Annotated in this window: 21 protein-coding genes; 11 read left to right on the top strand and 10 right to left on the bottom strand. The window is 73.1% G+C overall.

What is annotated here, in order from left to right:
• Nucleotides 1–78 precede the first annotated feature (78 nt).
• The 3 genes from ACZ6TD_RS08290 (at nt 79) to ACZ6TD_RS08280 (ending at nt 3,436) form a co-directional block, all read left to right on the top strand.
• On the top strand, nt 79–1,278 hold the full coding sequence (locus ACZ6TD_RS08290; protein ID WP_471352025.1) for a sensor histidine kinase: 1,200 nt from the start codon (nt 79–81) through the stop codon (nt 1,276–1,278).
• Nucleotides 1,271–1,936, top strand: a complete 666-nt coding sequence (locus ACZ6TD_RS08285; RefSeq protein ID WP_471352023.1) for a response regulator — start codon at nt 1,271–1,273, stop codon at nt 1,934–1,936. The genes ACZ6TD_RS08290 and ACZ6TD_RS08285 overlap by 8 nt, the downstream gene beginning before the upstream one ends.
• A gap of 219 nt (nt 1,937–2,155) precedes the next feature.
• Nucleotides 2,156–3,436: a serine hydrolase domain-containing protein gene (locus ACZ6TD_RS08280; protein ID WP_471352021.1), complete on the top strand. Its 1,281-nt coding sequence runs from the start codon at nt 2,156–2,158 to the stop codon at nt 3,434–3,436.
• A gap of 48 nt (nt 3,437–3,484) precedes the next feature.
• Here ACZ6TD_RS08280 and ACZ6TD_RS08275 read toward each other — a convergent pair whose 3' ends face one another.
• Nucleotides 3,485–3,892, bottom strand: a complete 408-nt coding sequence (locus ACZ6TD_RS08275; protein WP_471352019.1) for a CoA-binding protein — start codon at nt 3,890–3,892, stop codon at nt 3,485–3,487.
• 743 nt (nt 3,893–4,635) lie between these two features.
• On the opposite strand from ACZ6TD_RS08275, the gene ACZ6TD_RS08270 reads away from it, so the two are divergent.
• Together ACZ6TD_RS08270 and ACZ6TD_RS08265 are read left to right on the top strand one after the other, a co-directional pair.
• Nucleotides 4,636–4,968: a plasmid stabilization protein gene (locus ACZ6TD_RS08270; protein WP_137981210.1), complete on the top strand. Its 333-nt coding sequence runs from the start codon at nt 4,636–4,638 to the stop codon at nt 4,966–4,968.
• Nucleotides 4,969–5,111: 143 nt separating this feature from the next.
• Entirely contained in the window at nt 5,112–5,597 is a 486-nt protein-coding gene (locus ACZ6TD_RS08265; protein WP_471352017.1) for a DUF6098 family protein, read from the top strand.
• Nucleotides 5,598–5,607: 10 nt separating this feature from the next.
• Here the strand turns inward: ACZ6TD_RS08265 and ACZ6TD_RS08260 are convergent, their stop codons facing one another.
• Nucleotides 5,608–6,132 (bottom strand): hemerythrin domain-containing protein, encoded by a 525-nt coding sequence (locus tag ACZ6TD_RS08260; protein WP_471357561.1) that lies wholly within the window; start codon nt 6,130–6,132, stop codon nt 5,608–5,610.
• Nucleotides 6,133–6,246: 114 nt separating this feature from the next.
• On the bottom strand, nt 6,247–7,449 hold the full coding sequence (locus tag ACZ6TD_RS08255) for a hypothetical protein (protein WP_471352014.1): 1,203 nt from the start codon (nt 7,447–7,449) through the stop codon (nt 6,247–6,249).
• A 179-nt stretch (nt 7,450–7,628) separates the two neighbouring features.
• On the opposite strand from ACZ6TD_RS08255, the gene ACZ6TD_RS08250 reads away from it, so the two are divergent.
• A complete protein-coding gene (locus tag ACZ6TD_RS08250) occupies nt 7,629–8,255 on the top strand; it encodes a YigZ family protein (RefSeq protein WP_471352012.1) in 627 nt (208 codons plus the stop codon).
• Between the two features lie 123 nt (nt 8,256–8,378).
• Here the strand turns inward: ACZ6TD_RS08250 and ACZ6TD_RS08245 are convergent, their stop codons facing one another.
• Both ACZ6TD_RS08245 and ACZ6TD_RS08240 read right to left on the bottom strand, forming a co-directional pair.
• Complete coding sequence (locus ACZ6TD_RS08245) at nt 8,379–9,896, bottom strand: sensor histidine kinase (protein WP_471352010.1); 1,518 nt, start codon at nt 9,894–9,896, stop codon at nt 8,379–8,381.
• On the bottom strand, nt 9,893–10,687 hold the full coding sequence (locus tag ACZ6TD_RS08240) for a response regulator transcription factor (protein WP_471352008.1): 795 nt from the start codon (nt 10,685–10,687) through the stop codon (nt 9,893–9,895). Before ACZ6TD_RS08240 ends, ACZ6TD_RS08245 begins: the two co-directional genes overlap by 4 nt.
• Nucleotides 10,688–10,861: 174 nt before the next feature.
• On the opposite strand from ACZ6TD_RS08240, the gene ACZ6TD_RS08235 reads away from it, so the two are divergent.
• The 4 genes from ACZ6TD_RS08235 (at nt 10,862) to ACZ6TD_RS08220 (ending at nt 18,547) form a co-directional block, all read left to right on the top strand.
• On the top strand, nt 10,862–11,464 hold the full coding sequence (locus tag ACZ6TD_RS08235) for a carbonic anhydrase (RefSeq protein WP_471357558.1): 603 nt from the start codon (nt 10,862–10,864) through the stop codon (nt 11,462–11,464).
• A complete protein-coding gene (locus ACZ6TD_RS08230; RefSeq protein ID WP_471352007.1) occupies nt 11,461–13,491 on the top strand; it encodes a SulP family inorganic anion transporter in 2,031 nt (676 codons plus the stop codon). The genes ACZ6TD_RS08235 and ACZ6TD_RS08230 overlap by 4 nt, the downstream gene beginning before the upstream one ends.
• A 143-nt stretch (nt 13,492–13,634) precedes the next feature.
• Complete coding sequence (locus ACZ6TD_RS08225) at nt 13,635–14,876, top strand: exonuclease SbcCD subunit D (RefSeq protein ID WP_471352005.1); 1,242 nt, start codon at nt 13,635–13,637, stop codon at nt 14,874–14,876.
• Nucleotides 14,873–18,547 (top strand): AAA family ATPase, encoded by a 3,675-nt coding sequence (locus ACZ6TD_RS08220; protein ID WP_471352003.1) that lies wholly within the window; start codon nt 14,873–14,875, stop codon nt 18,545–18,547. Before ACZ6TD_RS08225 ends, ACZ6TD_RS08220 begins: the two co-directional genes overlap by 4 nt.
• 333 nt (nt 18,548–18,880) lie before the next feature.
• Here ACZ6TD_RS08220 and ACZ6TD_RS08215 read toward each other — a convergent pair whose 3' ends face one another.
• A complete protein-coding gene (locus tag ACZ6TD_RS08215; protein ID WP_471352001.1) occupies nt 18,881–20,563 on the bottom strand; it encodes a DUF885 domain-containing protein in 1,683 nt (560 codons plus the stop codon).
• A gap of 73 nt (nt 20,564–20,636) precedes the next feature.
• Nucleotides 20,637–21,131: an Lrp/AsnC family transcriptional regulator gene (locus ACZ6TD_RS08210; protein ID WP_471351998.1), complete on the bottom strand. Its 495-nt coding sequence runs from the start codon at nt 21,129–21,131 to the stop codon at nt 20,637–20,639.
• 59 nt (nt 21,132–21,190) lie between these two features.
• On the opposite strand from ACZ6TD_RS08210, the gene ACZ6TD_RS08205 reads away from it, so the two are divergent.
• Nucleotides 21,191–22,531, top strand: a complete 1,341-nt coding sequence (locus ACZ6TD_RS08205; RefSeq protein ID WP_471351996.1) for a trans-sulfuration enzyme family protein — start codon at nt 21,191–21,193, stop codon at nt 22,529–22,531.
• Here ACZ6TD_RS08205 and ACZ6TD_RS08200 read toward each other — a convergent pair.
• The 3 genes from ACZ6TD_RS08200 to ACZ6TD_RS08190 form a co-directional block, all read right to left on the bottom strand.
• The gene (locus ACZ6TD_RS08200) at nt 22,458–23,735 is read right to left on the bottom strand and encodes a GNAT family N-acetyltransferase (RefSeq protein WP_471351994.1); all 1,278 of its coding nucleotides are present in this window, start codon (nt 23,733–23,735) and stop codon (nt 22,458–22,460) included. The genes ACZ6TD_RS08205 and ACZ6TD_RS08200 overlap by 74 nt on opposite strands.
• A gap of 123 nt (nt 23,736–23,858) precedes the next feature.
• Complete coding sequence (locus tag ACZ6TD_RS08195; RefSeq protein ID WP_471351991.1) at nt 23,859–24,392, bottom strand: DUF1990 family protein; 534 nt, start codon at nt 24,390–24,392, stop codon at nt 23,859–23,861.
• Between the two features lie 109 nt (nt 24,393–24,501).
• A complete protein-coding gene (locus ACZ6TD_RS08190; protein WP_471351989.1) occupies nt 24,502–26,094 on the bottom strand; it encodes an alkaline phosphatase D family protein in 1,593 nt (530 codons plus the stop codon).
• Between the last annotated feature and the right edge of the window lie 42 nt (nt 26,095–26,136).

Raw genomic sequence — 26,136 nt, 5'->3', positions numbered from 1 at the left:
GGCGGCCTCCTTCGGCCGCGGCGCGAGTCGCTCCTAGGAGTGATGAAGAGCGGTGCGGGAACGCATAGCGTCGGGCGGATGAACGTGGTTGACGGCAAGTGGCCCGGGTGGGGCGCTGATGCCGGCCTGGTCGCCCTGACGTTTCTGCCGCCGCTGCTGTCGCAGCCGTACGTCGACACATCCGGCCCGGCGTGGTCGTCGCTCATCGGGTACGAGGCGGTGGCCGCGGTGGTCCTGGCGCTGCGGCGGCGGTGGCCGGTGACGGCCTTCGTCACGGGCTTCGGCGCGCTGGTGGCGGCGCTGGTGGCGAGCGCGGGCGAGGGGGCCAAGCTGACCCCGCTGGCCTTCGTGCCGCTCGCCGTGCTCGTCCACAGCCTGGGCAGCCACTGCGCGAGCTGGCCGCGTACCGTGTCGGCGCTGCTCGGCGGCGGCGCGATGGCCCTGCTCGGCCTGTGGGTGAACCGGATGACGGCCGGCGCCGGCGAGTTCCGGGGCGGCCTGGACGTCCTCGCCGCCCTGGCTCCGATGCCACTGGCGTGGGCGATGGGTTTCGCCGCACGTACTCAGCGCGCGCTGCTCGCCGCGGCCGAGCAGCGGGCTGCCGAGGCGAGCCGCGCGCGGCGCCTGGAGGCGGCGCAGGCCGCACAGCGGGAGCGGGCGCGGATCGCCCGCGAGATGCACGACGTGGTCGCGCACTCGCTCACCCTGCTCGTCGTGCACGCGGAGGCGCTGCGCGCCCGCGGCGGCGAACTGCCCGACTGGGCCCGTACCCAGGTCGACGGGCTGGCGGCGGCGGGTCGGCAGAGCGGTGGTGAGCTGCGCGATCTGCTGCGCATGCTCCGTGATCCCGCGGACGCGGCCCCCTTGCAACCGGTGCCCGGACTCGGCGAGCTGAGTACGCTGCTGGACAGCCACCGGGCAGCGGGAGGAACGGTCGAGGTGCGGATGGGGACGACGGGGACCGCACTGGAGTCGTTGCCGGCTCCGGTGCAGACGGCGGGGTACCGCATTGTGCAGGAGGCGCTGGCCAACGCTCGCCGTCACGCGCCCGGGGCGCCGGTCCGGCTCACCGTCGACGGCACGGCCGGCCGACTGCGCTTCGAGGTGGAGAACGGCCGCGGGGCGCGGCGCGGCACGGCCGGCGCGGGGATCGGGCTCGGCCTGGTCAGCATGGGCGAACGGGTGGGCGCGCTGGGCGGAGAGCTCACCGCGGGACCGACCGGTGACGGCGGCTTCCGCGTCGTCGCCACGATGCCGCTGGAGAACGCCGGTGTCTGAGCGGATCAGCGTGCTCGTGGTGGACGACGAGCCGATCATCCGCGCCGGCCTGAGCGCGATCCTGGACAGTCAGGCCGACCTCACCGTGGCAGGCACCGCGGGTGACGGCGAGGAGGCCGTAGAGGCGTGCGCGCGGCTGAGGCCGGACGTGCTGCTGCTGGACATCCGCATGCCGCGCCGGAACGGACTGTGGGCGCTGGCCGAGCTGGACCGCCGGGGGCTCCTCGGACCCGGGCGGAGCCAGGTGCTCATGCTGACGACGTTCGACCTGGACGAGTACGTCGACGAGGCGCTGGCGGGCGGGGCGTCCGGATTCCTGCTGAAGAACAGCGCGTACGAGGAGCTGACCGGGGCGGTGCGGGCGGCGGCGGCCGGGCACCGCGCGCTGAGCCCGGCGGTGACCGCCCGGATCATCGAGGGGCATCTGAGTGCCCGACAGCGACCCAGCGACCAGGAACTGGCCCGGCTGAGGGACCTCACCGAGCGGGAGCGCGACGTGCTGCGGCTGGTCGGGGACGGGCTGAGCAACGCCGAGATCGCCGACCGGCTCGTGGTGAGCCTGCACACGGTGAAGACGCACGTCAGCCGCATGCTCACGAAGACCGGCTGTCAGAGCCGGGCGCAGGCGGCGGTACTGGCCAGGAACACGCTGCCCTGACCGTGCGCGATGGACGGGGCAGCGCGACGCCGCGCCTGTTCATATCACTCTCTCGAATGACCCGCGGCCCGCTGAAGACCCGCCTTCGAGCGATGTGCCGGGCGGCTGTGCGCTGGCTGAATGGCTGCTGTGCGGAGGGGCCGCCGTGAGGCCGGGCAGCGGGAAGAGCGCCCAAGCCCCGACGCACGGAGCAACCGTCATGCGCCGAAGGGAACTGCCATGTCCGCACGTACGTCGTCTCGCCTCCGGATCCTGCGCGGGGCGCTGGCAGTGGCATTGGCGACCGGTATGAGCGGGACGCTCATGGGCTGCTCGGACACGGAGGCGAGCGCGGCGAAGCCGTCGGCCGAGCAGGGCAGGTCGGCCGATGGGCGGCTGGCCGACCTCGCACAGAAGGCGGCGGACCAGGGTTCGCTCGGGGTGATCGTCCGGGTCGACCGCGGCACCGGGTCGCCCGTGGAGATCGCACGGCAGGCCGCCTGGACGAAGGACGACCACCGCCTCGGCGTCGACGACCAGTTCAGGGTCGGGTCCAACACTAAGACGGTCACCGCGACCCTCGTCCTGCGACTGGTCGCCGAGCACAAGGTCGGCCTGGACGACCCGGTGGAGAAGTGGCTGCCCGGACTGGTCAAGGGCGGCGAGGACATCACCGTCCGGATGCTGCTCAACCACACCAGCGGTCTGGGCGACTTCCTGCTGACACCGGAGTTCCTGCCCTCCCTCACGGGCCGGGAGCGGCGCACCTGGCGGCCGGAGGACCTCCTCGCCATCACTCCCGAGCAGGATCCGCCGGCCGGGCCCGGTGAGAAGTACTCCTACAGCAACGCCAACTACGCGGCGCTCGGGCTGATCCTGGAGAAGGCCACCGGGCGCGGCCTGGCCGAGCTGATCGAGCAGAAGATCACCAAGCCGTTGGGGATGAAGGACTCGTTCCTGGCCACGAACGCCGACTGGAGCACCGGGAAGCGGCATGTGACCGGCTACGAGCCGGACGCCGGGCGGCTGAAGGAGATCCTCTCCCCGACCGTGGACCTGCCCGAAGGCGTCGGGTTCGTCGGCCCCGAACGTCCCGGGAGCAATATCGACACCACCGGCATCGACCCGAGCTGGGCCGGGGCGGCGGGAGCCATGGTCTCCACCGCACGGGACTGGCAGCGCTTCCTGACCGCGCTGATGTCCGGCGAGCTGCTGCCCGAGGCCCAGATGGAGCAGATGCGCACCACCGTTTCCGCCCCCGAGGAGGGCGGCGGTTACGGACTCGGCCTGATGAAGGTGCACACGCCCTGCGGCACCGTCTGGGGCCACACCGGCGGCCTGCCCGGCTACTCCAGCGAGATCTACACCGACGCCGGCGGACACCGCAGCGTCGCGGTCCTGACGAGCACGAACTTCGGCATCAAGGAAAAGGCGGCCGCGACCGCGAACAAGGCCCTCGTCGAAGAGGCGACCTGCCGCATGCTGGGCACGTCGCTGCCCTCGGCGAGTCCCGGCGAGTGACCGTCGATCGTGGCAGAGCCCGCCGGGGCGGTTGGCGGCCGGTGCGGCTCAGCCCAGCCGGGGGATCTCGATGGCCGGGCAGCGGTCCATGACCATGGCGAGCCCGGCGGCGCGGGTGCGGTCGTAGGCCGCCGGGTCGATGACGCCGAGCTGGAACCAGACGGCCTTGGCGCCGATGGTGACGGCCTCGTCGGCGACCGGGCCCGCCAGGTCGCTGTTGACGAAGACATCGACCACATCGACCGGGAACGGGATCTCGGCGAGCGAGCCGTACCCCCGCTCGCCGTGCACCGTCTCGGCCTTGGGGTGCACGGGCACGATGCGCTTGCCGAAGCGCTGGAGGACCTCGGCGACGCCGTAGGCCGCACGGTGCTGGTTCGTCGACAGTCCCACGATGGCCCAGGTGTCGCCCAACTCGGTGAGGATCGTGCGGACCGTCGCCGGGTCGCCGTACATGCCTGCCTCCTGTGGTCGCGATGCGGTCTCTTCGCAGCAGAACCGGTCGGGCACCCCGGAGATTCCCCGGGGCGCGCCGGGGGGTGTCAACCCCGACGATGGTCAGGGGTCCGACCTCGCCGTTCGCCAGAGGCGGCGGGCCGTCGCCGTTTCTTGAGGTCACTGGCCATGGATTCAAGGACGCGATACGGCTTCGGCCGTCGACTGCTGCTCTCGGTGGCGCTGTGCGCCGCCGGGGCGGGAGCGGTGATGGGGCTGTCGCCCGGTTGGCTGGGCGACGCGGATCGGGTGGAGCAACCATGCCACCCTCGCCACCGGGATCGCGGTCGGGCTGGCGCTGCTCAGGCCGCCACCCCGCCGCGAACGCGCACAGCGCCGTGGGCACCACCCACCACAGGCTGACCACGCTCGACCCGGCGGCGGCGATGGTGGCCGCCAGTGGCAGGTGTCCGGCCCAGGACGCCCACGGGCGGCCGCCGGACCCGGTCGTGCGTGTCTGTGACGTCATGTCCCCCACCTGCGTGATCAGCCGACTCGCAGAGGTGACCCTACGGAGACGGGGGCCTACGGACACTGCCGAAAGACCAATTCCGCGCATCGCGCACACCGCACGGCATCCGGCCGACGCCCAGGAGACGCATGCTGGTTATAGGGGAGGGAGCGGGGGGAACCCGACTCATGCGGTCGGCGATCACCACCACCGGCCGCCACCGACCGAGGGGGCGGAAGGAGAGGAAGACACCATGCCCGCAGGATCCAGCCGTAAGCGTGAACGGCAGTACGAGCACATCAAGGAAGGCGCCGAGAAGCGCGGCGCGTCCACCGGCCGGGCGAAGGAAATGGCCGCCCGTACGGTCAACAAGGAGCGCGCCCGCTCCGGCGAGTCCAAGTCCGCCAGCAGGACCTCGACCCAGGACCGGAAGTCCGCGCCGCAGCGTGGCGGCCAGCGCTCCGGCAACCGGACGGGTCCCAAGGGGCCGACGCGCGACCAGCTCTACAACGAGGCCAAGCAGCGCGGCATCGAGGGCCGCTCCAACATGACCAAGGACCAACTGGCCAAGGCCCTGGGCCGCTGACCCGGACGCCTCGGCACTACCGGGACGCCGCCCTTCCCGCCGAACAGCGGGGCCGGGCGGCGTCCGTGCGGTCCGGGCGGCGTCCGTGCGTCGGGGGAGGGCGGTGGATTGGCGGCGACGGCTACGGGTACTCAAGGGCGATCATGCCAGGCGACACACTCCCCACCTACACCGCTCTGGACCAGCTCGTGGAGTTGATCGAGCAGGGCCCTCCGGTCTTCGTCCGCTGGTCCCGAGGGCCCGAGGCGGACCTGGAGGGCAGTGCGGTCAGCCGGGACGGGCTCACCGGCACGAAGATGCCGGGCCTGTCGGCCAACCCCCTGGTCTTCGAGGAATGGGCGAAGGACCTGCCCACGGCCGTGTGGGTCGCCCGGAGGCTGTGCGACTACATCCACCTCCGGGACGAGGACGAGGGCTCCACCGATGTCCACCCCTGGGTGCTCAAGGGGGAGGAGACCGGCCGGGGACCGGACAACGAACCCCTGGTCCGCGATGTGGAGCCCGTCGCCTGGATCGCCGAGAGCGTGATCGCCGAAGCCGAGGACGTGGTGGCACGCCAGCGGGGCGCGTGGGGGCCCTTGCACAGGCCGACCCGGTTCGGCCGCGGCGGAAGCGGCGGAAAGGGGTGACCGGACGCGGTCAGCCGTCCTTCCCCATCGCCTTGCGGACCGTGTCACGGGTGCGGTCGATGGCGGCCGCCATCGGCCCGAGCGCGATGTTCTTCGCCGCCGTTTCCACGCCCGGGTGCGGACGGGTCGGGGCCATGGCCTCGGCTGCCCTGACCGCCTTGGCCATCGCGGCGAGCTGCCCGGGATCGGTGCGGCGCCGCAGCTGGATGAACTCGTAGCGCTCCTCGGCCCGTGCGTGGGCCATGACCTCGGTGCGCAGCTCCATGAGCAGGGGCAGGAATTCGGCGCTGTCGGCGTCCATGCCGTCGAGCCGGCCGAGCTTCTCCTTGGCCTGCCTCTCCTCCCGCAGCCGGTCCTCCACCATCCCCTCACCGCCGTCGAAGGACCGCCGCGCCACGGGGTGGACGACCTCCTCCTCCGCGGTCTCATGGACGGCCATCAGCCGGACGAGCCTGCGGAAGGCGTCCCGCCGCTCGTACCCCGTGGTCCGTTCCACCTCGTCGAAGAGGTTGCGGATATCACCGTGCTGGCGCATCAGCAGCGCCACCACATCGTCCTCGCCGCCGATGGCGTCGGATCCGGGTCGGTCTGCCACGATGTCTGTCCTCCGTAGGGCCGGGAATCGATCAGTCGTAGGGCCGGGAATCGATCAGTCGCGTGAGCGCAGGGACGGCTCGGGGTGCTCACCCTCGGTCTCCAGCCGGTACTCCCGGCCGAACATGTCACGGTGCTGCGCCATCACCCGCTCACTCGGCGGCTGGTCGCCGTCGTTGAGCAGCGACTGCATGGCCTGGAAGCGCTCATGCGCCTCGCGCACATAGCCGGTGCCGAGCGTGGTGAGGTCGATCTGCGTGTCCAGCAGTTCGCGGATGTAGCCCTTGTTGGGCTCGAAGGTGAGCACGTTCGGCAGCTCCGGGGCGACGACCTCCTCCGGCTCGCGGCCGTCGTTGCGGCGCATCAGGTCGCAGGCGATGCGCAGATGCTCCAGCTCCATGTTCAGGTGCAGCTCCCAGATGGACTTCACCTTGGGATCCGACTCCTGCTCCATGAAGGAGTGGTACAGGTAGCACTCGTTGTACTCGTGGTTGACCAACTGCTCCCACCAGGTCTCGCCCGGGTCGACCAGGGACTCGTAGTGGGTGACGTGCTCCTCCTCGATCAGCCCGATCTCCTGGTAGAGCCGGCGCGCGATCGGCTCCATGTAGGTGGGTCCGACGTTCATGTAGAAGTTCATGGTCTGCTGCTCCGCCGACATGATCGTCAGCGCGTGCAGCTTGGACAGCGGGTCGGCCCGGTTCCGGTCGTAGGGCTCGCGGACGTTGTCCACCGGATTGCGGTGGTGGTACTTCGTCGGGCGGCCCGGCATGATCTCCGTCAGCCCCTGGACGATCTCCTCCGCCTTGCGGTGCTCGATCATCTCGTAGAGGTTGGCGTACCGGTACAGATGGTCGAAGTCCTCCAGCACCCCGAACTGGTACGCCTGCGTGAGGTACGGATCGGGCTCCATCCGGGCCACCCACGCGGTCAGGTCCACCGCCACCTGCTCGTACGCGATCGTGGTCTCCAGCACCGAGGCCACCCCCGGCAGCAGCCAGTTCACCGCCTTCTGCTGCTGCGCCTCGACGGAGCGGGTCTCGGCCAGCCGCCGCTTCACGTCCAGGTCCGCGCAGTGGCGGGCCATCTGGTGGCTGAAGAGGATCGCCTCGATCTCGATGCCGTTCATCGTGATGATCCGGCACCGGGTGTACGGGTCGCAGCGGTCCGGGTCGATCGGGGAGACATCCAGCTCACGCCAGGTGCGCGTCTGGCGGTCCAGCGGGATTCCACGCTGCTCCAGCGGGTTGAAGGACATACGGGCTCCTCTGAGGCGGGGACCAGATCCGTACCCGGGGTCGCTGTCCCGTTCCGTGCGCACGGTGGGTTTCCGCCCGATCGGCGGCCGCACACATGACCGGCGTGGCCGCGCACGCCTGACCGCCGCGGCCGCCTACGCGTGACCACCGCGCGAGAGCCGGGACATAAGGTGGCCTGATGCAGGAGCGGTACCGGACGGTCGCGCGCGAGGGCGTGCACGAGATCGAGATCAACAGATCGCGCTTCCTCTGCACGCTCGCGCCCGCCGCGACCGAGCAGGAGGCGCAGGACGTCATCCAGCGGGTCAGGAAGGAGCACCCCACCGCCACCCACAACTGCTTCGCCTATGTCATCGGCGCGGACGGCGGTGTGCGGAAGGCGAGCGACGACGGCGAGCCGGGCGGCACGGCCGGGGTGCCGATGCTGCAGATGCTGCTGCGCCGCGAGATCCGGTACACGGTGGCCGTCGTCACCCGCTACTACGGGGGCGTGAAGCTCGGCGCGGGCGGTCTGATCCGGGCCTACGGCGGCGCGGTCGGCGAGGCGCTCGACGCGCTGGGCACCGTCACCCGGCAGCGGTTCCGGCTGGTGACCGTCACCGTGGACCACCAGCGGGCCGGGAAGCTGGAGAACGATCTGCGGGCGACGGGGCGGGCGGTCCGGGAGGTGCGCTACGCCGAGGCCGTGACGATCGAACTCGGGCTGCCCGACGCGGACGTGGACGCCTTCCGCGACTGGCTGGCGGACACCACCGCCGGCACCGCCGGACTCGAACTCGGCGGCGAGGCGTACCAGGACACGTAAGCAATCACGTAAGCAAGGCACGTAAGGACGGACCGCCTGGGCCTTGCGGGTGTCCGCCGCGTGGCAGGGGCGGGGAGGGGAGCGGCCCGCCGCAGGCGTCACCAACCTCTCCGGACAGCACACCTAGACCGGTGAGCGCACCGAGGGCGGGGACGGAGCGGACTCCGGTGTGCCCCGGTCGCTCCGGGCTCTCCTCGGCAGCCCGATTCTGGACGGGCGGCCCCCCTGGGCCGCGCGGGGCGCGGGCCGCAGCCGGATCGCGGCGTCGAGGCCGCCACCGGGCGCCCGGGCCAGGCCGGCCTCCCCTCCGCTCGCGTGGGCGAGCCGCTGCACCAGCGACAGACCCAGACCGGTGCCGCCCTTCGGGGCGTCGGGGGCGCGCCAGAAGCGGTCGAAGGCGCGGCGGCGCTGATCGGCGGTCATGCCGGGGCCTTCGTCGATGACATGCAGCTCGATCCAGGCGGGCCGCGCGGGGAGATGGCGGCGGTCGGGGGCCGGACAGCGCAGCACCATGGTGACGGTGCCGCCCAGGGGCGTGGCACGCAGCGCGTTGGAGAGCAGATTGTCCAGGATCTGCTCGATGGCCCCGGGCACCGCGAGCGCCCGGCCGACCCGGTCGCCGAGCAGGGCGAGATGGGCCTTGTGCTGGTCGAAGAGCGGGCTCCAGGTGCGCAGGCGCTCGGCGCACACCTGGTCCAGGTCGACCGGTTCGGGGGTGACGGCGCTCTCCTCCAGCCGCGCCATCGCCAGCAGCCCCTCGACCATCCGGGCCAGCCGGTCGGTCTCGGTCAGCGCGGCGCCGAGACCGTCCCGGGCGTGCCCGGTCAGCTCCGCCTCCAGATTGTCCAGGCGCAGCCGCAGCGCCGCCAGCGGCGTCTTGAGCTGGTGCGACGCCTCGGCGGCGAAGGCGCGCTGGGAGGCCAGCAGATGCTCCAGCCGGGCGGCGGTCTGGTTGAACGTGGCGGCGAGACTGCGCACCTCGGGCGGGCCGGAGGTCACGGGGGCGGGCGTGGTGAACCGTCCGTCGGCCAGGCGGTGCGCGAACCGCTCCAGCTCCAGGATGGGGCGGCTGGTCCAGCGGGCGAAGACCAGCCCCACGGCGGCGACGGCCGTGAGGATCGCGAGCCCGCCCACGGCCAGCAGCAGCCAGATCCGGTGGACCCGGCCCTCCACCGCGTCGGTGGGCACGGTGAGCCGCACCGCGCCCTGCAGATCGTCGCCGTGGACGACGGGCGCGGCGACCGAGAGATAGCGGACGCCGCCGATGGTGGAGGTGCGCACGTCGATCGCGTCCCGGCCGCGCAGCGCGGCGGCGATCTCGGGGCGCGACACCAGGTTCCGCGACTCCGTGGCGGACATCTGATGCGACGTCGCCAGCAGCCGGCCGTCGTCGCCGACGATGACCACCCTGCCCCGGATGCGCTCGGCACAGTGCCGCGCCCGCTGCGGCAGCTCGCGCTGCTCGCGGCCCGCCATGATGGACAGCGAGGCGAACGCGGAGACCGACTCGGCCTCGTCCTCCGCCGAGGAGATGATCTGTTCTCGCTCGGCCCTGCCGTAGACATAGCCGAGCGGTATGCCGAGGCTCAGCAGGGTCAGCACGGCGAGGCTCAGATATCCGAGCAGCAGACGTCGGGTCACGGCCGGGCGGCCTCCGGGACTCCCGAGGGGGTCCCCGCCGGAACTCCCGAGTGGACGGCCAGACGGAAGCCGACCCCGCGCAGCGTCTGGATCCAGGCCGGATCGCCCAGCTTGCGGCGCAGCGTGGCGATGTGCACGTCCAGGGTCTTGGTCGGCCCGTGGAAGTGCGGGTCCCAGACGCGGTCGAGGATCTGCTGGCGCGAGTAGACGGCGCCGGGGTCCTCGGTGAGCAGGGCCAGCAGCTCGAACTCCTTGGGGGTGAGACTGACGGATGCGCCGCCCACCCACACCTGGCGGGTCCGGCGGTCCACGACCAGCGGATCCTGCTCCCGGGGCGGCGGCTGGGCGGCGGCCGGGGCGATGGGGGCCGAGGCGGTGGTGGCGGCGGGCGGAGCGGTCGTGGCCGGGGCGGCGGCGGCCGGTGCGGTCGCGGTGCGCTGGGAACGCCGGGTCACCGCGCGGATCCGGGCGATCAGCTCCCGCATGCTGAACGGCTTCGCCAAGTAGTCGTCCGCGCCCAGCTCAAGACCCAGGACCCGGTCGGCCTCCTCACCTCGCGCGGTGAGCATGATGATCGGCACATCGGACACCTGCCGGATACCGCGGCAGACATCGATGCCGTCCATGTCCGGCAGGCCCAGGTCGAGCAGAACGATGTCCCCGTACGGCCCCTCCAGCCCGGCTGCCCCCGTGCTGACATGACCCACCATCAGTCCATACCGCCCCAGTCCCTCGACGAGGGGCTCGGCGATCGTCTCGTCATCCTCGATGAGTAGCGCTCGTACGGTCATGGGGACCTGTGTACCGCAATACCGGAATGGCTTCCTGGTTTTTGTAATGTTGCGAGCGCGGATCCGAATATTGGAGAAGAACTTGTCATGCTCTAGTGTTCGTTTAGCCTTCGCCTGGTACGGCCCTCCCTACGGTGATTCGCATCTGGTTCAACCACCCGTCAGGGAGGCATGATGAGGGCTCTGATCGAACACGCCCGCTCGTTCCGGCGCCGGGCCGATTTCGACCACGGCGAATACCGGAAACTGGCCGAAGGGCAATTTCCCGAGGCACTCTTCATTACCTGCTCGGATTCCCGGGTGATCCCGGCACTGATCACCGGAGCCCGGCCCGGCGAGATATTCGAGCTGCGCAACGCGGGCAACATCGTTCCCCCGCACGGGATGCATCCGGTCTCCGGCGAGGCCGCCACCATCGAGTACGCACTGGAGGTGCTCGGCGTCTCAGACATCGTCGTCTGCGGTCACTCCCACTGCGGCGCGATGGGTGCGCTCGCCTCGGGGACGGACCTGTCCCGGCTGCCCGGTGTGGGCGCCTGGCTGTCGGTCGCGCGGCCGGGGCTGGCCCCCGCCCTCGGCACGGCCTCCGACGATCCGTCCCTGCGGGAACTGGCACAGCTCAATGTCCGGAACCAGCTGGCCGCGCTGGAGGAGTACCCGGCGGCCCGGCGCCGGCTGGAGACGGGCCGGCTGCGTCTGCACGGCTGGTTCTACCAGGTGGACAGCGCCGCGCTCTGGGAGCTCGATACCGACGGTGACTTCCGGGTGCACTCATGACGAGCGGACGACATGCCCGTGGCCGGAGTCAGCCGGTTCCATCGCCGTCGTACGACGTCGACGAGGTCTTCCCGCCGGACGGCGCACGCGACACCCAGTCGACGCAACCGATGCCCGCGTATGCGTCCGCCGGTGGAACCGGATGGGAAACGGCCGACGCTCCCAGCTTCCATGAGGCCGACGACAGGGCGGGTGGCAGGCCCGGGCCCACGGCCAAGGGCGAGGGAAAGGGGAGGGGTAAGGGCAAGGGAAAGACCGGCGGGACCGTCCAGGGCGTCGACCTCGGCACGGAGATCAGCGCTTCGCTGGTCGTCTTCCTCGTGGCCCTGCCCCTGTGCATCGGCGTCGCCGTCGCCTCGGGGGCCCCGGCCGAACTCGGCATCATCACGGGTGTGATCGGTGGCCTCGTCGTCGGCATGACCCCGGGCAGCACCCTCCAGGTGAGCGGGCCCGCCGCCGGACTCGCCGCGCTCGTGGCGGAGACGGTGGAGGCCAACGGCATCGCGATGCTCGGCGTGATCGTGCTCGGCTCGGGAATTCTGCAGATCGTGCTGGGGCTGATCCGCCTCGGCCGGATGTTCCAGGCCACCTCGATCGCCGTCGTCCAGGGCATGCTCGCCGGGATCGGGCTGCCGCTGATGTTCAGCCAGTCGTATCCGCTGGCCGATGCCACGGCCCCCGGCACGGCCATCGAGAACATCCTCGGCTTCCCCGCGCTCGTCGTCGACACCTTCATGAACGCGCAGACGGCGATCGCCGCGCTGCTCGGCATCGCCACGGTCGTCCTCAGCTTCGTCTGGAAGAAGGTGCCGGGGCCCGTCAAGAAGATCCCCGCCGCGCTCGTCGCGGTCGGCCTCGGCATCGTCGTCGCCTCCCTCCCCGGGGTCGAGGTGAAGACGCTCCAGGTGGGCAATCTGCTGGCCGCCGTCCAGGTACCCGGCCCCGAACAGTTCGCCGGGCTCACCGACCCCGCGATCCTCACCGCCATCGTGACCTTCACCGTCATCGCCTCGGCGGAGAGCCTGTTCACGGCCGCCGCCGTTGACCGGATGCACAGCGGCAAGCGCACCCAGTTCAACAGCGAGCTGATCGCCCAGGGCGCCGGAAACACCCTCTGCGGCATGCTCGGCTCGCTCCCCATGACCGCCGTCGTCGCCCGCAGCTCGGCCAACGTCCAGTCCGGCGCCAAGACCCGGATCTCCCGGACCCTGCACGGCCTGTGGCTGCTCGCCTTCGCGCTGCTGCTGCCGGGTGTCCTCGCCCTGATCCCGATCTCCGTGCTGGCCGGTGTCCTCGTACACAGCGGCTGGAAGCTGCTGGCCCCCGAGCAGTTCCCCGCGATGTGGCGCCAGGACCGCGGTGAGTTCGCCGTCATGGTCCTCACCACGGGCGCCATCGTCGCCACCGCGCTGCTGGAAGGGGTGCTGGTCGGGCTCGCCGCCGGGATCGTGCTGGCCGCGCTGCGGATGTCGCAGACCTCCGTCGAGCACCGCGTCGAGGGCGACACCGCGAAGGTCGTCATGAAGGGCAACGCCACCTTCCTGCGGCTGCCCAAGCTCATCGACGCGCTGGAGGCCGTGGGCTCGGCGGGGACGCCGCGGATCCGGCTGGACCTGATGGGGGTCACCCATCTGGACCACGCCTGCCGCAGCCAGATCGATGAGTTCGTCACGCAGAAGCGGGCCGCCCCCGACGTGCGGGTGGAGCTGCTGATGCCGGACGGGTTGGCGGCGCCGAAGAAGCCGAAGGCGTCGAAGGCGTCGAAGCCCGACCACACCCGGCGGGCGGCACGGCAGCCCGTGCCGCCGGCCCCGTCGGCCCACGACCGCCGGTTCCCCGAACCGTCCGCCGGTCCCGACCCGACGGCGGCCCCCGGCGCCGTACCGGGCCCGACCGCGGAGTGGTACTACCTCGACCCCCACTCGCTGGACGGCCACAGGGACCCCGGCCCCTACGACGGCCACCCCGGCATCCCCGACGGTCTCGACGCGTTCGACGACTCCCGGTGGGGGGAGATGCGCAGGTAACCCGGGGACGAAAGCGAGGTCCGTGGGGTCCCGGGCACCGATCGCGGTTAACGTGGTCGGTGCCCGTACCGCTGATCCGGTGCGGGCGCCGTTATGGGCCACAGGGGCGGAGAAAGGACGAACGTGCGGGTCGGAGTCGATCGTTGAGAATTCTGCACACCTCCGACTGGCACCTCGGGCGGTCCTTTCACCGGGTCAGCCTCCTTGCCGCGCAGCGCGAGTTCATCGACCACCTCGTCACCACCGTGCGCGAGCGGCGCATCGACGCGGTGGCCGTCGCGGGAGACGTCTACGACCGCGCCGTGCCGCCGCTCGCCGCCGTCGAGCTCTTCGACGACGCCCTGCACCGGCTCGCGGACCTCGGGGTGCCGACGGTCATGATCTCCGGCAACCATGACTCGGCCCGCCGTCTCGGCGTGGGCGCCGGGCTGATCGACCGGGCCGGGATCCATCTGCGCACCGACCCCGCCGGCTGCGCCACGCCCGTCGTCCTCTCCGACGACCACGGCGAGGTGGCCTTCTACGGTCTGCCGTATCTCGAACCGGGTCTGGTGCGGGAGGAGCTGGGCGCCTCGGCGGCCGGGCATACGGCGGTGCTGGGCGCCGCCATGGACCGGGTGCGCGCCGACCTCGCCACCCGGCCCGCCGGCACCCGGTCCGTCGTCCTCGCGCACGCCTTCGTCACCGGCGGCGCGGTCAGCGACAGTGAGCGGGACATCACGGTCGGCGGCGTCGCCTCCGTACCCGCCGAGGTCTTCGACGGCGTCGACTACGCGGCACTCGGCCATCTGCACGGCTGCCAGACCATCACCGAGCGCATCCGCTACTCGGGCTCCCCGCTCGCGTACTCCTTCTCCGAGGCGGCGCACCGCAAGTCCATGTGGGTGGTGGAGCTGGGGGCGGCGGGCGAGGCGCCGTCGTGCGAACGGGTGGAGTGCCCGGTGCCGAGGCCGCTGGCCCGGATCCGCGGCCGGATCGAGGAGCTGCTCGCCGATCCGGAACTCGAGCGCCACGAGGAGGCGTGGGTCGAGGCCACGCTGACCGACGCGGTGCGGCCGCATGAGCCGATGGCCCGGCTGGTGCGGCGCTTCCCCCACGTGCTCACGCTGGTCTTCGACCCCGAGCGGCCTCCCGAGGACCCGCTCGCCTCGTACGCACAGCGGCTGCGCGGCCGCTCGGACCGGCAGATCGCCGAGGACTTCGTGGCCCATGTGCGGGGCGGCCGCGGCCCGGACGAGGCGGAGCGCGCGCTGCTCGACGACGCGCTGGAGGCGGTACGGAGCGAGGCGCACGAGGGCGTTGTGCCGGGCGAGGAGAACGGCGCGGGGGCGGCGACGGCGGGTGCCGTGACCGCGGGGGCGACCGCGCGGGAGGCGGCGCGATGAGGCTGCACCGGCTCGCCGTCACGGCCTTCGGGCCGTTCGGCGCCACCCAGGAGATCGATTTCGACGAGCTGTCCGCCGCCGGGCTCTTCCTGCTGCACGGGCCGACCGGCGCCGGTAAGACATCCGTCCTGGACGCGGTCTGCTACGCGCTGTACGGCCAGGTGCCCGGCGCCCGCCAGGGCAGCGGGCTCTCGCTGCGCAGCGACCACGCCGAACCGCTGACCCCGACCGAGGTCGTCCTCGAATTCACCGTCGGGGAGCGGCGCCTGGAGATCACCCGGCGCCCCGAGCAGCCGCGCCCCAAGAAGCGGGGCACGGGGATGACGCGGGACAAGGCGCAGACCCTGCTCCGCGAGTACGTCCCACCGGCATCCTCGACCAGCGCGGGGGCGGGGGCGTGGAAGGCCCTCAGCCGCTCGCACCAGGAGATCGGCGAGGAGATCGCGCAGCTGCTCGGCATGAGCCGGGAGCAGTTCTGCCAGGTGGTGCTGTTGCCGCAGGGCGACTTCGCCCGCTTTCTGCGCGCCGACGAGCTGGCGCGCGGCAAACTGCTGGGCAAGCTGTTCGACACCGGCCGCTTCGCCGCCGTCGAGGAACGGCTGGCGGAGCAGCGGAGGGCGGCGGAGAAGCGGGTCGCCGCCGGGGACGAGCGGCTGCTCGCGCTCGCCCACCGCATGGCGCAGGCGGCGGGCCGCACCACGGAGCTGGACGGGCATCCGCTGCCCGAGCTGACCCCCGGTGAGCCGGGGCTGGCCGACGCCGTCCTGGAGTGGGCCGCCGTCGCGCGTGCGGGCGCACGCGAACGTCGGGACATCGCGCTGTCCGCCGTACGGGCCGCCGAGGCGGCCCACGACGCCGCCCGGCGGACCGCCGACGAGACCCGCGAACGGGCCGAACTCCAGCGCCGCCACGCCGAGGCCCGCCGCCGGGCGGACGACCTCGAACGGCAGCGACCCGACCACGACCGCCTGCGCGAGCTGCTGGAACGCGCCCGCGCCGCCGACGCGGTGGTCCCCGCACTCGACCTCCGCACCGCCGCCGCCCGCGACCACCACACCGCCGAATCCACCGAACAGCAGGCCCGCGCCCGCCTGGCGTCCGAGCCCGGCCTGGCGGCCACGACCCTCGCGCCGATCCCGGGCATTCCGGACCAACGCACCCCCGTGGGCCCGACCGCTTCGTCCGACGCACCCCTGCCCGCACAGGCCACCGCGTCCCCGGAGGACCCCGCCCCGCACGCGGGCGCGGAAGGTGCGTGGGCCGGGCGGGCTCCCGACGAGGCCACCGCGGACGACATGCCGAGCCGGGAGCCGTCTGGTGAAGCGGGGACGTTGGCCTCCGGCGAACCCGGCCCGCAGGGGCACCACATGGCACAGACGGTCAGGGACGGCCGTACCGCAACGGGCGCGCCGGGCCCGGACGCGCCCGTCAGGGCGGAGGGCCCCGCCGTGGGCCTGCCGGATCAGGCGCAGGGAGCAGGTGTGTGCGCCACCGGCCGGGTCTCCGCCGCCGAGAACGGGACGGCGGGTGGGCAGGCTGGTTCCGGGGCGGGCGTGCCGCGCCGGGCGCCGTCCGGTGACGCTGCGGCCTCGGGCGGGCCCGGTGGGTCGCGCCCCGACGCGGTGAGGCAGGCCGCGCCCCAGGCGAGTCGTGGCGGCGCGGCGACGGGCGCGGCCCGTGACGGTGACGGGCCCTACGGCGAGCGGGACGCCGGTTCGCAGGGCGCGGGCGCGGCCGTGCTGCTCGCCGAGGCCGATGCCGGGCGGCTGGGACAGGTTGAGCGGCGGGTGCGGGAGGAACTGGGGGCATTGGGGGCCGCGCGGCGGGGGGAGGTTCGGGCGGAGGCCGTCCTCCGCGAGATCGCCGCGCTTGAGCGGGAGGCCCGCGCCGACGACGAGGCGATCGAGGAGGCCGCCGAGTGGCTCGCCGGGTGGGAGGAGACCCACCGGGCGCATCAGCGGCGGGTCGAGGTGGCGCAGGAGGCCGTCACCCGGGCCGAGCAGCTCGGCGGGCGGATCGAGCCCGCCGAGCGGCGCCTTGAGGCCGCCCGGCGGCGGGACCGGCTCGCCGGACAGGAGGGGCAGGCGCGCGAGGAGCTGTTGCGGGCGCGGGAAGGCGCCGCCGCCGCGCGGCAGAACTGGCTCGACCTCAAAGAGGCCCGGCTGCGCGGTATCGCCGCCGAGCTGGCGGCCGGGCTGCGCGCCGGAGAGCCCTGCGCGGTGTGCGGGGCGACCGAGCACCCGAGCCCGGCCCGGCCCGGGGCCGGGCATGTGGACCGTACGGCGGAGGAGGCCGCGCTGGCGGACTACCAGCGCGCCGAGGAGGTCCGCGAGGAGGCCGAGCGGGCGCGGAACGCGCTGCGGGAGGCCCGCGCGGCTGCGGAGGCCACGGCGGAGGGCGAGGACGCGGCCGAACTCGACCGGGCCCTGGCCGAGTTGCGGACCGCGTACGCCGAGGCCCGCAACGCGGCGGCCGACGCACACGCCGCCCGCGAGGCCCTGGACCGGGCCGAGGGCGAGCACACCCGCCGTACGGAACAGCGGCAGGAGGCCGAGCGGCGGGCGGCCGCCCGCACCTCGCACCGCGAGGCCCTGGCCCGGGAGCGGGCCGCGCTGCTGGCCGAGCTGGAGCAGGCGCGCGGCACGGACGCCACCGTCGCGCGGCGCGCGGCGCGGCTCGAGCGGCAGGCGGCGCTGCTGGCCCACGCCGCCGAGGCGGCGCGGGCCGCCGAGGCGGCCGCGAACCGGCTGAAGGAGGCCGACGCCCGGCTCGCCGACGCCGCCTACCGGGCCGGGTTCGAGACCCCGGAGCAGGCCGCCGAGGCCGTGCTGCCCCCGGACCGGCAGCGCGAGGCGCGCCGCCGTCTCGACGCCTGGCAGTCGGAGTCGGCGGCGGTCGCGGCCGAGCTGTCCGACCCGCGGGTGCTCGCGGCCGCGCAGGCGCCGCCCGCCGACCCCGCGGCGGCGCGGACGGCGGCCGACGCGGCCACCCGCGCGCTGCGCGAGGTCTCGGCCGCGGACGCCGCCGCCCGCACCCGCTGCGAGGAGCTCGACGCGCTCTCCGCGCAAGCGCTCGCCGACACCCGCCGGCTCGCCCCGCTGCGCGCGGAGCACGACCGGATCGCCCGCCTCGCCTCGCTCGCGGCGGGCACCTCCGCGGACAACGAGCGCAGGATGCGGCTGGAGGCGTATGTGCTGGCGGCCCGGCTGGAGCAGGTCGCCGCGGCGGCGAGCGTACGGCTGCGCCACATGTCCTCCGGGCGCTACACCCTGGTGCACTCCGACACGCGCTCCGGCGGGCGCGGCCGCTCCGGTCTCGGACTGCGTGTCATCGACGCCTGGACGGGCAGCGAACGCGACACCGCCACCCTCTCCGGCGGCGAGACCTTCTCCGCCTCGCTCGCCCTCGCGCTGGGCCTGGCCGATGTGGTCACCGACGAGGCGGGCGGGGTCCGCCTGGACACCCTCTTCATCGACGAGGGGTTCGGCAGCCTCGACGAGCAGACCCTGGACGAGGTCATGGACGTGCTGGACTCGCTGCGCGAACGCGACCGTACGGTCGGCATCGTCAGCCATGTCGCCGATCTGCGCCGGCGGATCCCCGCCCAGCTGGAGGTCGTCAAGGGCCGCCAGGGCTCGGCCGTACGCCACCGCACGGCCGCCGCACACTGAGCGCTCCGCGGGAAGTGGCGCCATGCGTCGTTGGCCGACTGCGGCGCCGTCGTGGCTGGTCCCACGCGGCGGAGCCGCACATCGACACGGCCCCGCGCCCCTTCGGGGCGCCGCCCGAACCGTAGCGGAGTTCCTCCGACCTGCTGAGGGGGCTCCGGCGGATCGTGGCCTGCGGCGGGCTGCTTTCCCCTCCCCGCCCCTTCCCACAACTGGGGCTCCGCCCCAGACCCCGGGGTCTGGGGCGGAGCCCCCGCGGCGTCCGCCGGACACCTTGTAGCGGGGTGGGCCGCGCCCATATGGCCGCGGCCCGCCCTCACCCCAATCTGGCCGGGCTCAGAGCGCCGACAGCTCCTCCACCAGGTCGTCAAGACCCAGCGACCCCTGCGACAGCGCCGCCATGTGCCACTTCTTGGCGTCGAAGGCGTCGCCGTGCGCCTTACGGGCCGCCTCCCGCCCCGTCAGCCAGGCCCGCTCGCCCAGCTTGTAGCCGATCGCCTGCCCCGGCATGCCCAGATAGCGCACCAGCTCACTGTCGAGGAACTCCGCCGGACGGCCGCAGTGCAGCCCGAAGAACTCGCGCGCCAGCTCCGGAGTCCACCGCTCACCGGGGTGGAAGGGCGAATCGGCGGGGATCTCCAGCTCCAGGTGCATCCCGATGTCCACGATCACCCGCAGCGCCCGCATCATCTGCGCGTCCAGGTAGCCCAGCCGCCGCTCCGGGTCCGACAGATAGCCCAGCTCGTCCATGAGCCGCTCCGCGTACAGCGCCCAGCCCTCCGCGTTGGCGCTCACCATGCCGACCGTGGCCTGGTAGCGGGAGAGCTGGTCGGAGACGTGCGCCCACTGGGCGAGCTGCAGATGGTGGCCGGGGACGCCCTCGTGGTACCAGGTGGAGACCAGGTCGTAGACCGGGAAGCGGGTCTCGCCCATCGTGGGCAGCCAGGTCCGGCCGGGGCGGGAGAAGTCCACCGACGGCTGCGTGTAGTACGGCGCCGCCGCGCTGCCCGGCGGGGCGATCATCGACTCGACCCGCTTGACCCGTTCGGCCAGGTCGAAGTGGGTGCCGTCCAACTGCTCGATGGCCTCGTCCATCAGCTCCTGAAGCCACACCCGCGTCTCCTCGACGCCCTCGATATGGGCGCCGTGGGTGTCGAGGTGGCGCAGCGCCTCCCACGGGTTGGCGCCGGGCAGGATCTTCTCGGCCTCGGTGCGCATCTCGGCGTGGATCCGGTGGAATTCCGACCAGCCGTACGCGTACGCCTCGTCCAGGTCGAGGTCCGTGCCGTTCCACATCCGGGCCCAGCGGCGGTAGCGCTCACGCCCCACCACATCGGGCGCGCCCTCGATGGCCGGGGCGTAGGTGTCGCGCAGCCAGTCGCGGAGCGCGACCAGCGCGCCCGTGGCCGCGGCGGCGGCCTCGTCCAGCTCACCGCGCAGCGCGTCGGGGCCCTCGGCGGTGAAGTCCGCGAACCAGCCACCGTCCGTGCCGATCCACTCCGCCAGCTGCTCGAGGACCGTGGACACCTGCCGGGGACCGGCCGGCAGGTTCCGCCGCAGCCCCTCGGCGAGCGAGGCGCGGTACCCCTCCAGCGCGGCCGGTACGGCGCGCAGCCGGGCCGCGACCGCCGACCAGTCCTCCTCGGTCTCGGTGGGCATCACGGTGAAGATGCCGCGCACCGAGTGCAGCGGGGAGCTCAGGTTGCTGACCGCGCGCAGATGCTCATCGGCCTCGTGCACGTCGAGCTCGGCGGTCAGCCGCTCCCGCAGCAGCCGGGCGCAGCGGCGCTCGGCGTCGCTGTCCGCACCGGGGCGCGCCTCCGCTTCGGCCAGCCGGTCCAAGGTGGTGCGGTCGAGGTCGGCGATGGCCTTCGCCCCCTCGGGGGAGAAGTCCGGAAGGCGCCGGGAGCTCTCGGGAACGCCCAGGTAGGTGCCGGTGATCGGGTCGAGTTCGATGAGGGCGTCGACATAGCTGTCGGCGACCTGGCGGGGCAGCGGAGCGTTCTTCGTATCGGACATGCGGCCCATCCTCGTACGTTCCGGGGTGTGGCGTCAGCACCACGGGGGTGTGACGCATGGGAACAGGGGTGTGTTACGAGGCTGCCGAGCCGTCCCGGGCGGGCGGCAGCAGCGGGCCGCAGCTCCACTGCTGGAAGATCAGCCGGGTCTCGACCCGGGCCACCTCGCGGCGCGAGGTGAACTCGTCCAGCACCAGCCGCTGGAGATCGGCGGTGTCGGCCACCGCCACATGCACCAGATAGTCGTCCGGCCCGGCCAGGTGGAACAGCGCCCGGGACTCGGGCAGCGCCCGGATCCGCTCCACGAACGGGCCGACCAGCTCCCGGCGGTGGGGCCGCAGCTGCACCGAGAGCAGGGCCTGAAGACCGCGCCCCAGCTTGGTGGGGTCCAGGCGGAGTGCATGGCCGAGAATCACCCCGGAGCGGCGCAGCCGGGCCACCCGGTCCAGACAGGTCGAGGGCGCCACGCCGACCTGGGCGGCCAGATCGCGGTAGGTGGTCCGGGCGTCGTTCTGCAGCAGCCGCAGAATCTGAAGATCCACCGGATCGAGAGCGACGGTTTCGGCCATCGGCCGAACGTAGCACGGGCATCGGCCGCGAGAGCCCGGTGGTTGTTCACCCTTCACGCATGGACATCAGGCAGAGCACGGAGAGCACAGGGAGCACGGGGACCATACGGAGCACGGAGACCGCGCCGAGCGCACAGGGCCCGCACGGCGACGCCGCCGCACGGCACGCGTTCGCCACCGAGGCCGTCCACGCCGGGCGCGAGGACCTCCCGGGCATGGGCCTGCACGCCGTACCCCTGGATCTGTCGACGACCTACCCCTCGTACGACAGCCGTCAGGAGGCCGCCAGGATCGACGCGTTCGCCGCCACCGGTGCCCGGCCGGACGGCCCGCCCGTCTACGCCCGTCTGGACAATCCCACCGTGGCCCGCTTCGAGACCGCCCTGGCGCGGCTGGAGGGCACCGAGAGCGCGGTCGCGTTCGCCAGCGGCATGGCGGCGCTCAGCGCGTGCCTGCTGGCGCGCGGGGCCCAGGGGCTGCGGCATGTGGTGGCGGTCCGCCCGCTGTACGGGTGCAGCGACCATCTGCTGGACACCGGGCTGCTGGGCACCGAGGTCACCTGGGTGGACCCGGCCGGGATCGCGGACGCGATCCGCCCCGACACCGGCCTGGTCATGGTGGAGACCCCGGCCAATCCGACGCTCGCCGAACTCGATCTGCGGGCCGTCGCCCACTCCTGCGGCACGGTTCCGCTGCTCGCGGACAACACCTTCGCCACACCGGTGCTCCAGCGCCCGGCCGAGCGCGGCGCGAGCCTCGTCCTGCACAGCGCCACCAAGTACCTCGGCGGACACGGCGATGTGATGGGCGGCGTGGTGGCCTGCGACGAGGAGTTCGCCCGGGCGCTGCGCCAGGTGCGGTTCGCCACCGGCGGGGTGCTGCATCCGCTCGCCGGATATCTGCTGCTGCGCGGACTGTCCACGCTGCCGGTACGGATGCGGGCCGCGTCGGCGACCGCGGCCGAGCTGGCCCGGCGGCTGACCGGCGATCCGCGGGTGACCCGCGTCCACTATCCCCGGATCGGCGGGGCGATGGTGGCCTTCGAGCCCCACGGCGATCCCCACGCGGTGATCGGCGGGGTGCGGCTGATCACTCCGGCGGTGAGCCTGGGCAGTGTGGACACCCTCATCCAGCACCCGGCCTCCATCAGCCACCGGATCGTGGCGGAGGGGGACCGCCGCTCCTCGGGGATCGGCGACCGGCTGCTGCGGATGTCGGTCGGGCTCGAGGATGTGGAGGACCTGTGGCGCGATCTGGACCGGGCGCTCGACGGCGGCCCGGCGGGACGCGACGCCCGCCGGGCGGAGCACGGGTCCCCGGACGGCCTCAGTGCGCGTGCGGCGGGACCGGCAGCGGAAGGGCCGGCTCGGGTGCCGGTGCCGGGTCGAGGCGGGCGCTGATCACCAGCGTGCCCTGCTCGATCTGGTAGTCCAGCGGCAGTTCGAGGGCGCGCATCGCGGCGACCATGCCGGTGTTGGCCGACTGGGTGACGGCGTAGACGCATCCGCAGCCGGTCTCGGCGGCCATCGTCACCAGCCGCCGCAGCAGCTCCCCGCCGACGCCGCGGCGCTGCCACTCGTCCTCGACGATCAGCGCGACCTCGGTCTCGTCCCCGTCCCACAGCAGATGGCCGAGGGCCACCATCCGCCCGGAGGCGGTGTACGCGGCCAGGGTGCGGCCGAAGCGGGGGCTCAGCAGATGGGCGAGGTAGCGGTCGGCGTCGCCGACCGGCCCGTGGTAGCGCAGCCCGAGCGTGGTGGAGGAGCAGCGGGCGTGCATCTCGCGGGCGGCGGCCAGGTCGCGGGTGTCGGCGCGGCGCACGGTGATGGCGTTGCCCTCGGGCAGCGTCAGCACATCGCCTTCGTGCGGAATCCGCGGGCCGAGCCGGGCGTCCAGCTCGACCAGCGCGCGGGCCCGGGCGAACTCGGTCGGGGTGAACGGCAGATACGGCCGTTCGATGACTATCGCGCCGCCGGACGGGTCGCGCAGCCGCATCACGGTCTCCTCCAGGACACCTTCGGCGGGCGGTGTGCTGTCCAGCGACCGTCCGCCGAGGGACTTGGCGGGAACGGAGTGGATGGTGCAGCGGCCGAACAACTGACGCAGGGCGAGCGGGAGTTCGGCGGCGTCCAGGGCGGTGCGGGTGGCCAGCGTCAGCGCCCGGGTCGGCGCGTCCACCAGGTCGTGGGTGTCGGCCCGCTCGACCCAGGTGTCACGGCCGCCCGCGACGGCGACGGCGTCGGTCAGCCCGTCGGAGGGCAGGGACTCGGGCGCGCGCAGCAGGAACTCGTCCACCGTTCCGTCCGTCAGCGGATGGGTCTGCAGGGCCAGGATGTCGACCCGGTGCCCGGCCAGCGCCGCGCACAGCGCGGCGAGGGTGCCCGGCTCGTCCCGTACGGTCGTGCGCATCCGCCACAGCGTGGTGGCCTCGGGGGCCGTGGTCTCCGGGGCGCCCGCGGCGTGGGCGGGTTGGGCGTCGGCCGCGGGCGAGGGTGAGCTGCCCGGCGGCGCGTGGCCCTGGCGCCGTGACCACCATGCGACCAGATCGTGCCGCCAGCGGGGGCGGTGCCGGTGAGGGGGCTCGGGGGTCGCTCGAAATGTCATGCAAACACCCTCGCGCAAAGGTGTTGCGTGATCACGAACAGACTGTGACCTATGGGTTAAGGGCGTATCTGGTAACAGAAGCTTGTTTTGTCCGAAATCAAAAGGTTGACGTCCGGACCTCCGTCACCCTACCGCCCACCTGCGCAGTACGCTGCCGCACCGCCGTGCGTACGCCCGCTGGAAGAGCGGCACCAGCGGCCCTCCGGCCCGGCCGAACCACGACTCCGAACGGCTGAACGCCGTCACCGTCAGTACCACCGAGCCATCCGGCCCCAGCTCCACCACGAACGACTCCTCGCCCCGCTCCGGATGGCCGGGCAGCGTGCCGTACGCGAAGCCGGTCCGTGTCTCCTCCGCGACCGTCCACACCACCTCGCACGGCGCGCGCAGCCGCAGCGGCCCGACCCCCAGGCCCACCACGACCGGCCGCCCCGGCGTGGCGACCGGATCCGCGGCGCGGATCGACACCCCCACCGCGCGGTGCATCCGCCAGTCCATCACCGCCCGCCCGGCCGCCTCGAACGCGGCCCGCCCGTGGCCGACGCGGGTCCGCACCCGCAGATGGCGATAGCCGGACGGCAGCGGCCACCGCCGGGTGGCGCCCACCTCCGGATAGGTGAGCCGGGAGGCCGGGCCGGGGGCGTCGCTGGATCCCATGCCCGTACGGTACGCGGCGGCCTTACGGTGCGCGGTACGGGAACGCGGTCGCCTTACGGTGCGCGGCCCCGTCGGCGTACCGTACGGGGCCGCACACCGCGCACCGCGGCTACTGGCCGACCAGGCCCGGCCGCAGCACCTTGGTGTAAAGCACCTTTCCGCCGTCCTCGCGCAGCCGGACCGTCATCTCGGCGCTGTCGCCGTCGATGTCCACCTCGCCGTAGAACTGGAAGCCCTCGGCGGGCGAGACGTTCGCCACTGTCGGCGCCTTGACGAAGGGCTGCTCGGGGCCGAACGTGCCGTCCAGCTTCACCGCCGGGAAGGCACCCGCGTTCAGCGGACCGGAGACGAACTCCCAGAACGGCGCGAAGTCCTTGAACGCCGCACGCGAGGGGTCGTAGTGCTGCGCCGAGGTGTAGTGGACGTCCGCCGTCAGCCACACCGTGCCGGTGATCTTCCGGTGCTTGATGTGCCGCAGCAGCTCGGCCATCTGGAGCTCACGGCCGAGCGGGGCGCCGGGGTCGCCCTGCGAGACGGCCTCGAAGTCGGTGCCCCCGTCCGGGACCACCAGGCCCAGCGGCATGTCGCAGGCGATGACCTTCCACACCGCGCGCGACCGCGACAGCTCGCGCTTGAGCCATGCCAGCTGCTCGGCGCCGAGGATGCCCTGGGCGTCCTCCGGCTGGCGGTTCGGCGAGTTGCGGTCGCGGTACGTACGGCAGTCCAGCACGAAGACGTCCAGCAGCGGGCCGTGGTGCTGGACCCGGTAGACCCGGCCGCTCGCGTCCGGGCGCAGCGTGCTGATCGGGAAGTACTCGGCGAACGCCCGGCGCGCGCGGGCCGCCAGCACGTTGACGTTCTTCTCGGTGTAGCGGTCGTCGACCAGGATCTCGCCCGGGTACCAGTTGTTGAGCACCTCGTGGTCGTCCCACTGGGTGATGGTCGGCACCTCGGCGTGGAACCGGCGCAGGGCGGGGTCGAGCAGGTTGTACCGGAAGTTGCCCCGGTACTCGTCCAGCGTCTCGGCGACCTTGGTCTTCTCCGGGGTGATGAGGTTGCGCCAGGTGGAGCCGTCGGGCAGCTTGACGGTCTCCGTCATCGGGCCGTCCGCGTAGATGTTGTCGCCGCTGCACAGGAAGAAGTCCGGCTCGCGGCGGCGCATCTCCTCGAAGACGCGGTAGCCGCCGTGGTCCGGGTTGATGCCCCAGCCCTGCCCCGCCAGATCGCCCGACCAGACGAAACGCACGCCCTTACGGCGCTCGGGAACCGTGCGGAACGTGCCGTGCACCGGCTCACCGGTGCGGCGCGGATCCTCCGGGTCGGCCAGCAGCACCCGGTAGTGCACCTGGCTCCCGGCGGGCAGGCCGTGCAGCGCGGTGCGCCCGGTGAAGTCGCTGCCGGGGCCGACCAGCGGGCCGTGCCAGCGCTTGGCCCGCGCGAAGGACTCGGTCGCGGAGGTCTCCACGATCATCCGGGCCGGACGGTCGGAGCGGACCCACACCAGCCCCGACGACGTCGTCACATCGCCCACCTGCACGCCCCACTGGGCGCTCGGACGCCCCGACAGCGCCTGGGCGGGCGCGCCGGACGCCGCCGACGCGGCGGCCGATGCCACGGTGGGCACCGCGAGTGCCGCCGAGGCGGCCGCCGATCCCCGCAGTACCGTGCGCCGCTCGATCCCTCTGCCCGATTCCCGCCCCATGGTGCCCTCCGTCGCTCGTAGAACCGCTGTGCTGTTGTGTTT

This window comes from Streptomyces yongxingensis (assembly GCF_055597465.1).
This window is presented reverse-complemented; position numbering and strand designations above follow the sequence as displayed.

Excerpts from the sequence above, each read along its gene's own strand:
- ACZ6TD_RS08280 (WP_471352021.1), top strand. The coding sequence starts at position 2,156 with ATGTCCGCACGTACGTCGTCTCGCCTCCGGATCCTGCGCGGGGCGCTG.
- ACZ6TD_RS08255 (WP_471352014.1), bottom strand. The coding sequence starts at position 7,449 with ATGTCCTTCAACCCGCTGGAGCAGCGTGGAATCCCGCTGGACCGCCAG.
- ACZ6TD_RS08215 (WP_471352001.1), bottom strand. The coding sequence starts at position 20,563 with ATGTCCGATACGAAGAACGCTCCGCTGCCCCGCCAGGTCGCCGACAGC.
- ACZ6TD_RS08235 (WP_471357558.1), top strand. The coding sequence starts at position 10,862 with ATGAGGGCTCTGATCGAACACGCCCGCTCGTTCCGGCGCCGGGCCGAT.
- ACZ6TD_RS08230 (WP_471352007.1), top strand. The coding sequence starts at position 11,461 with ATGACGAGCGGACGACATGCCCGTGGCCGGAGTCAGCCGGTTCCATCG.
- ACZ6TD_RS08220 (WP_471352003.1), top strand. The coding sequence starts at position 14,873 with ATGAGGCTGCACCGGCTCGCCGTCACGGCCTTCGGGCCGTTCGGCGCC.
- ACZ6TD_RS08190 (WP_471351989.1), bottom strand. The coding sequence starts at position 26,094 with ATGGGGCGGGAATCGGGCAGAGGGATCGAGCGGCGCACGGTACTGCGG.
- ACZ6TD_RS08250 (WP_471352012.1), top strand. The coding sequence starts at position 7,629 with ATGCAGGAGCGGTACCGGACGGTCGCGCGCGAGGGCGTGCACGAGATC.
- ACZ6TD_RS08290 (WP_471352025.1), top strand. The coding sequence starts at position 79 with ATGAACGTGGTTGACGGCAAGTGGCCCGGGTGGGGCGCTGATGCCGGC.
- ACZ6TD_RS08240 (WP_471352008.1), bottom strand. The coding sequence starts at position 10,687 with ATGACCGTACGAGCGCTACTCATCGAGGATGACGAGACGATCGCCGAG.
- ACZ6TD_RS08270 (WP_137981210.1), top strand. The coding sequence starts at position 4,636 with ATGCCCGCAGGATCCAGCCGTAAGCGTGAACGGCAGTACGAGCACATC.
- ACZ6TD_RS08195 (WP_471351991.1), bottom strand. The coding sequence starts at position 24,392 with ATGGGATCCAGCGACGCCCCCGGCCCGGCCTCCCGGCTCACCTATCCG.
- ACZ6TD_RS08260 (WP_471357561.1), bottom strand. The coding sequence starts at position 6,132 with ATGCGCCAGCACGGTGATATCCGCAACCTCTTCGACGAGGTGGAACGG.
- ACZ6TD_RS08275 (WP_471352019.1), bottom strand. The coding sequence starts at position 3,892 with ATGTACGGCGACCCGGCGACGGTCCGCACGATCCTCACCGAGTTGGGC.
- ACZ6TD_RS08265 (WP_471352017.1), top strand. The coding sequence starts at position 5,112 with ATGCCAGGCGACACACTCCCCACCTACACCGCTCTGGACCAGCTCGTG.
- ACZ6TD_RS08205 (WP_471351996.1), top strand. The coding sequence starts at position 21,191 with ATGGACATCAGGCAGAGCACGGAGAGCACAGGGAGCACGGGGACCATA.
- ACZ6TD_RS08210 (WP_471351998.1), bottom strand. The coding sequence starts at position 21,131 with ATGGCCGAAACCGTCGCTCTCGATCCGGTGGATCTTCAGATTCTGCGG.
- ACZ6TD_RS08200 (WP_471351994.1), bottom strand. The coding sequence starts at position 23,735 with ATGACATTTCGAGCGACCCCCGAGCCCCCTCACCGGCACCGCCCCCGC.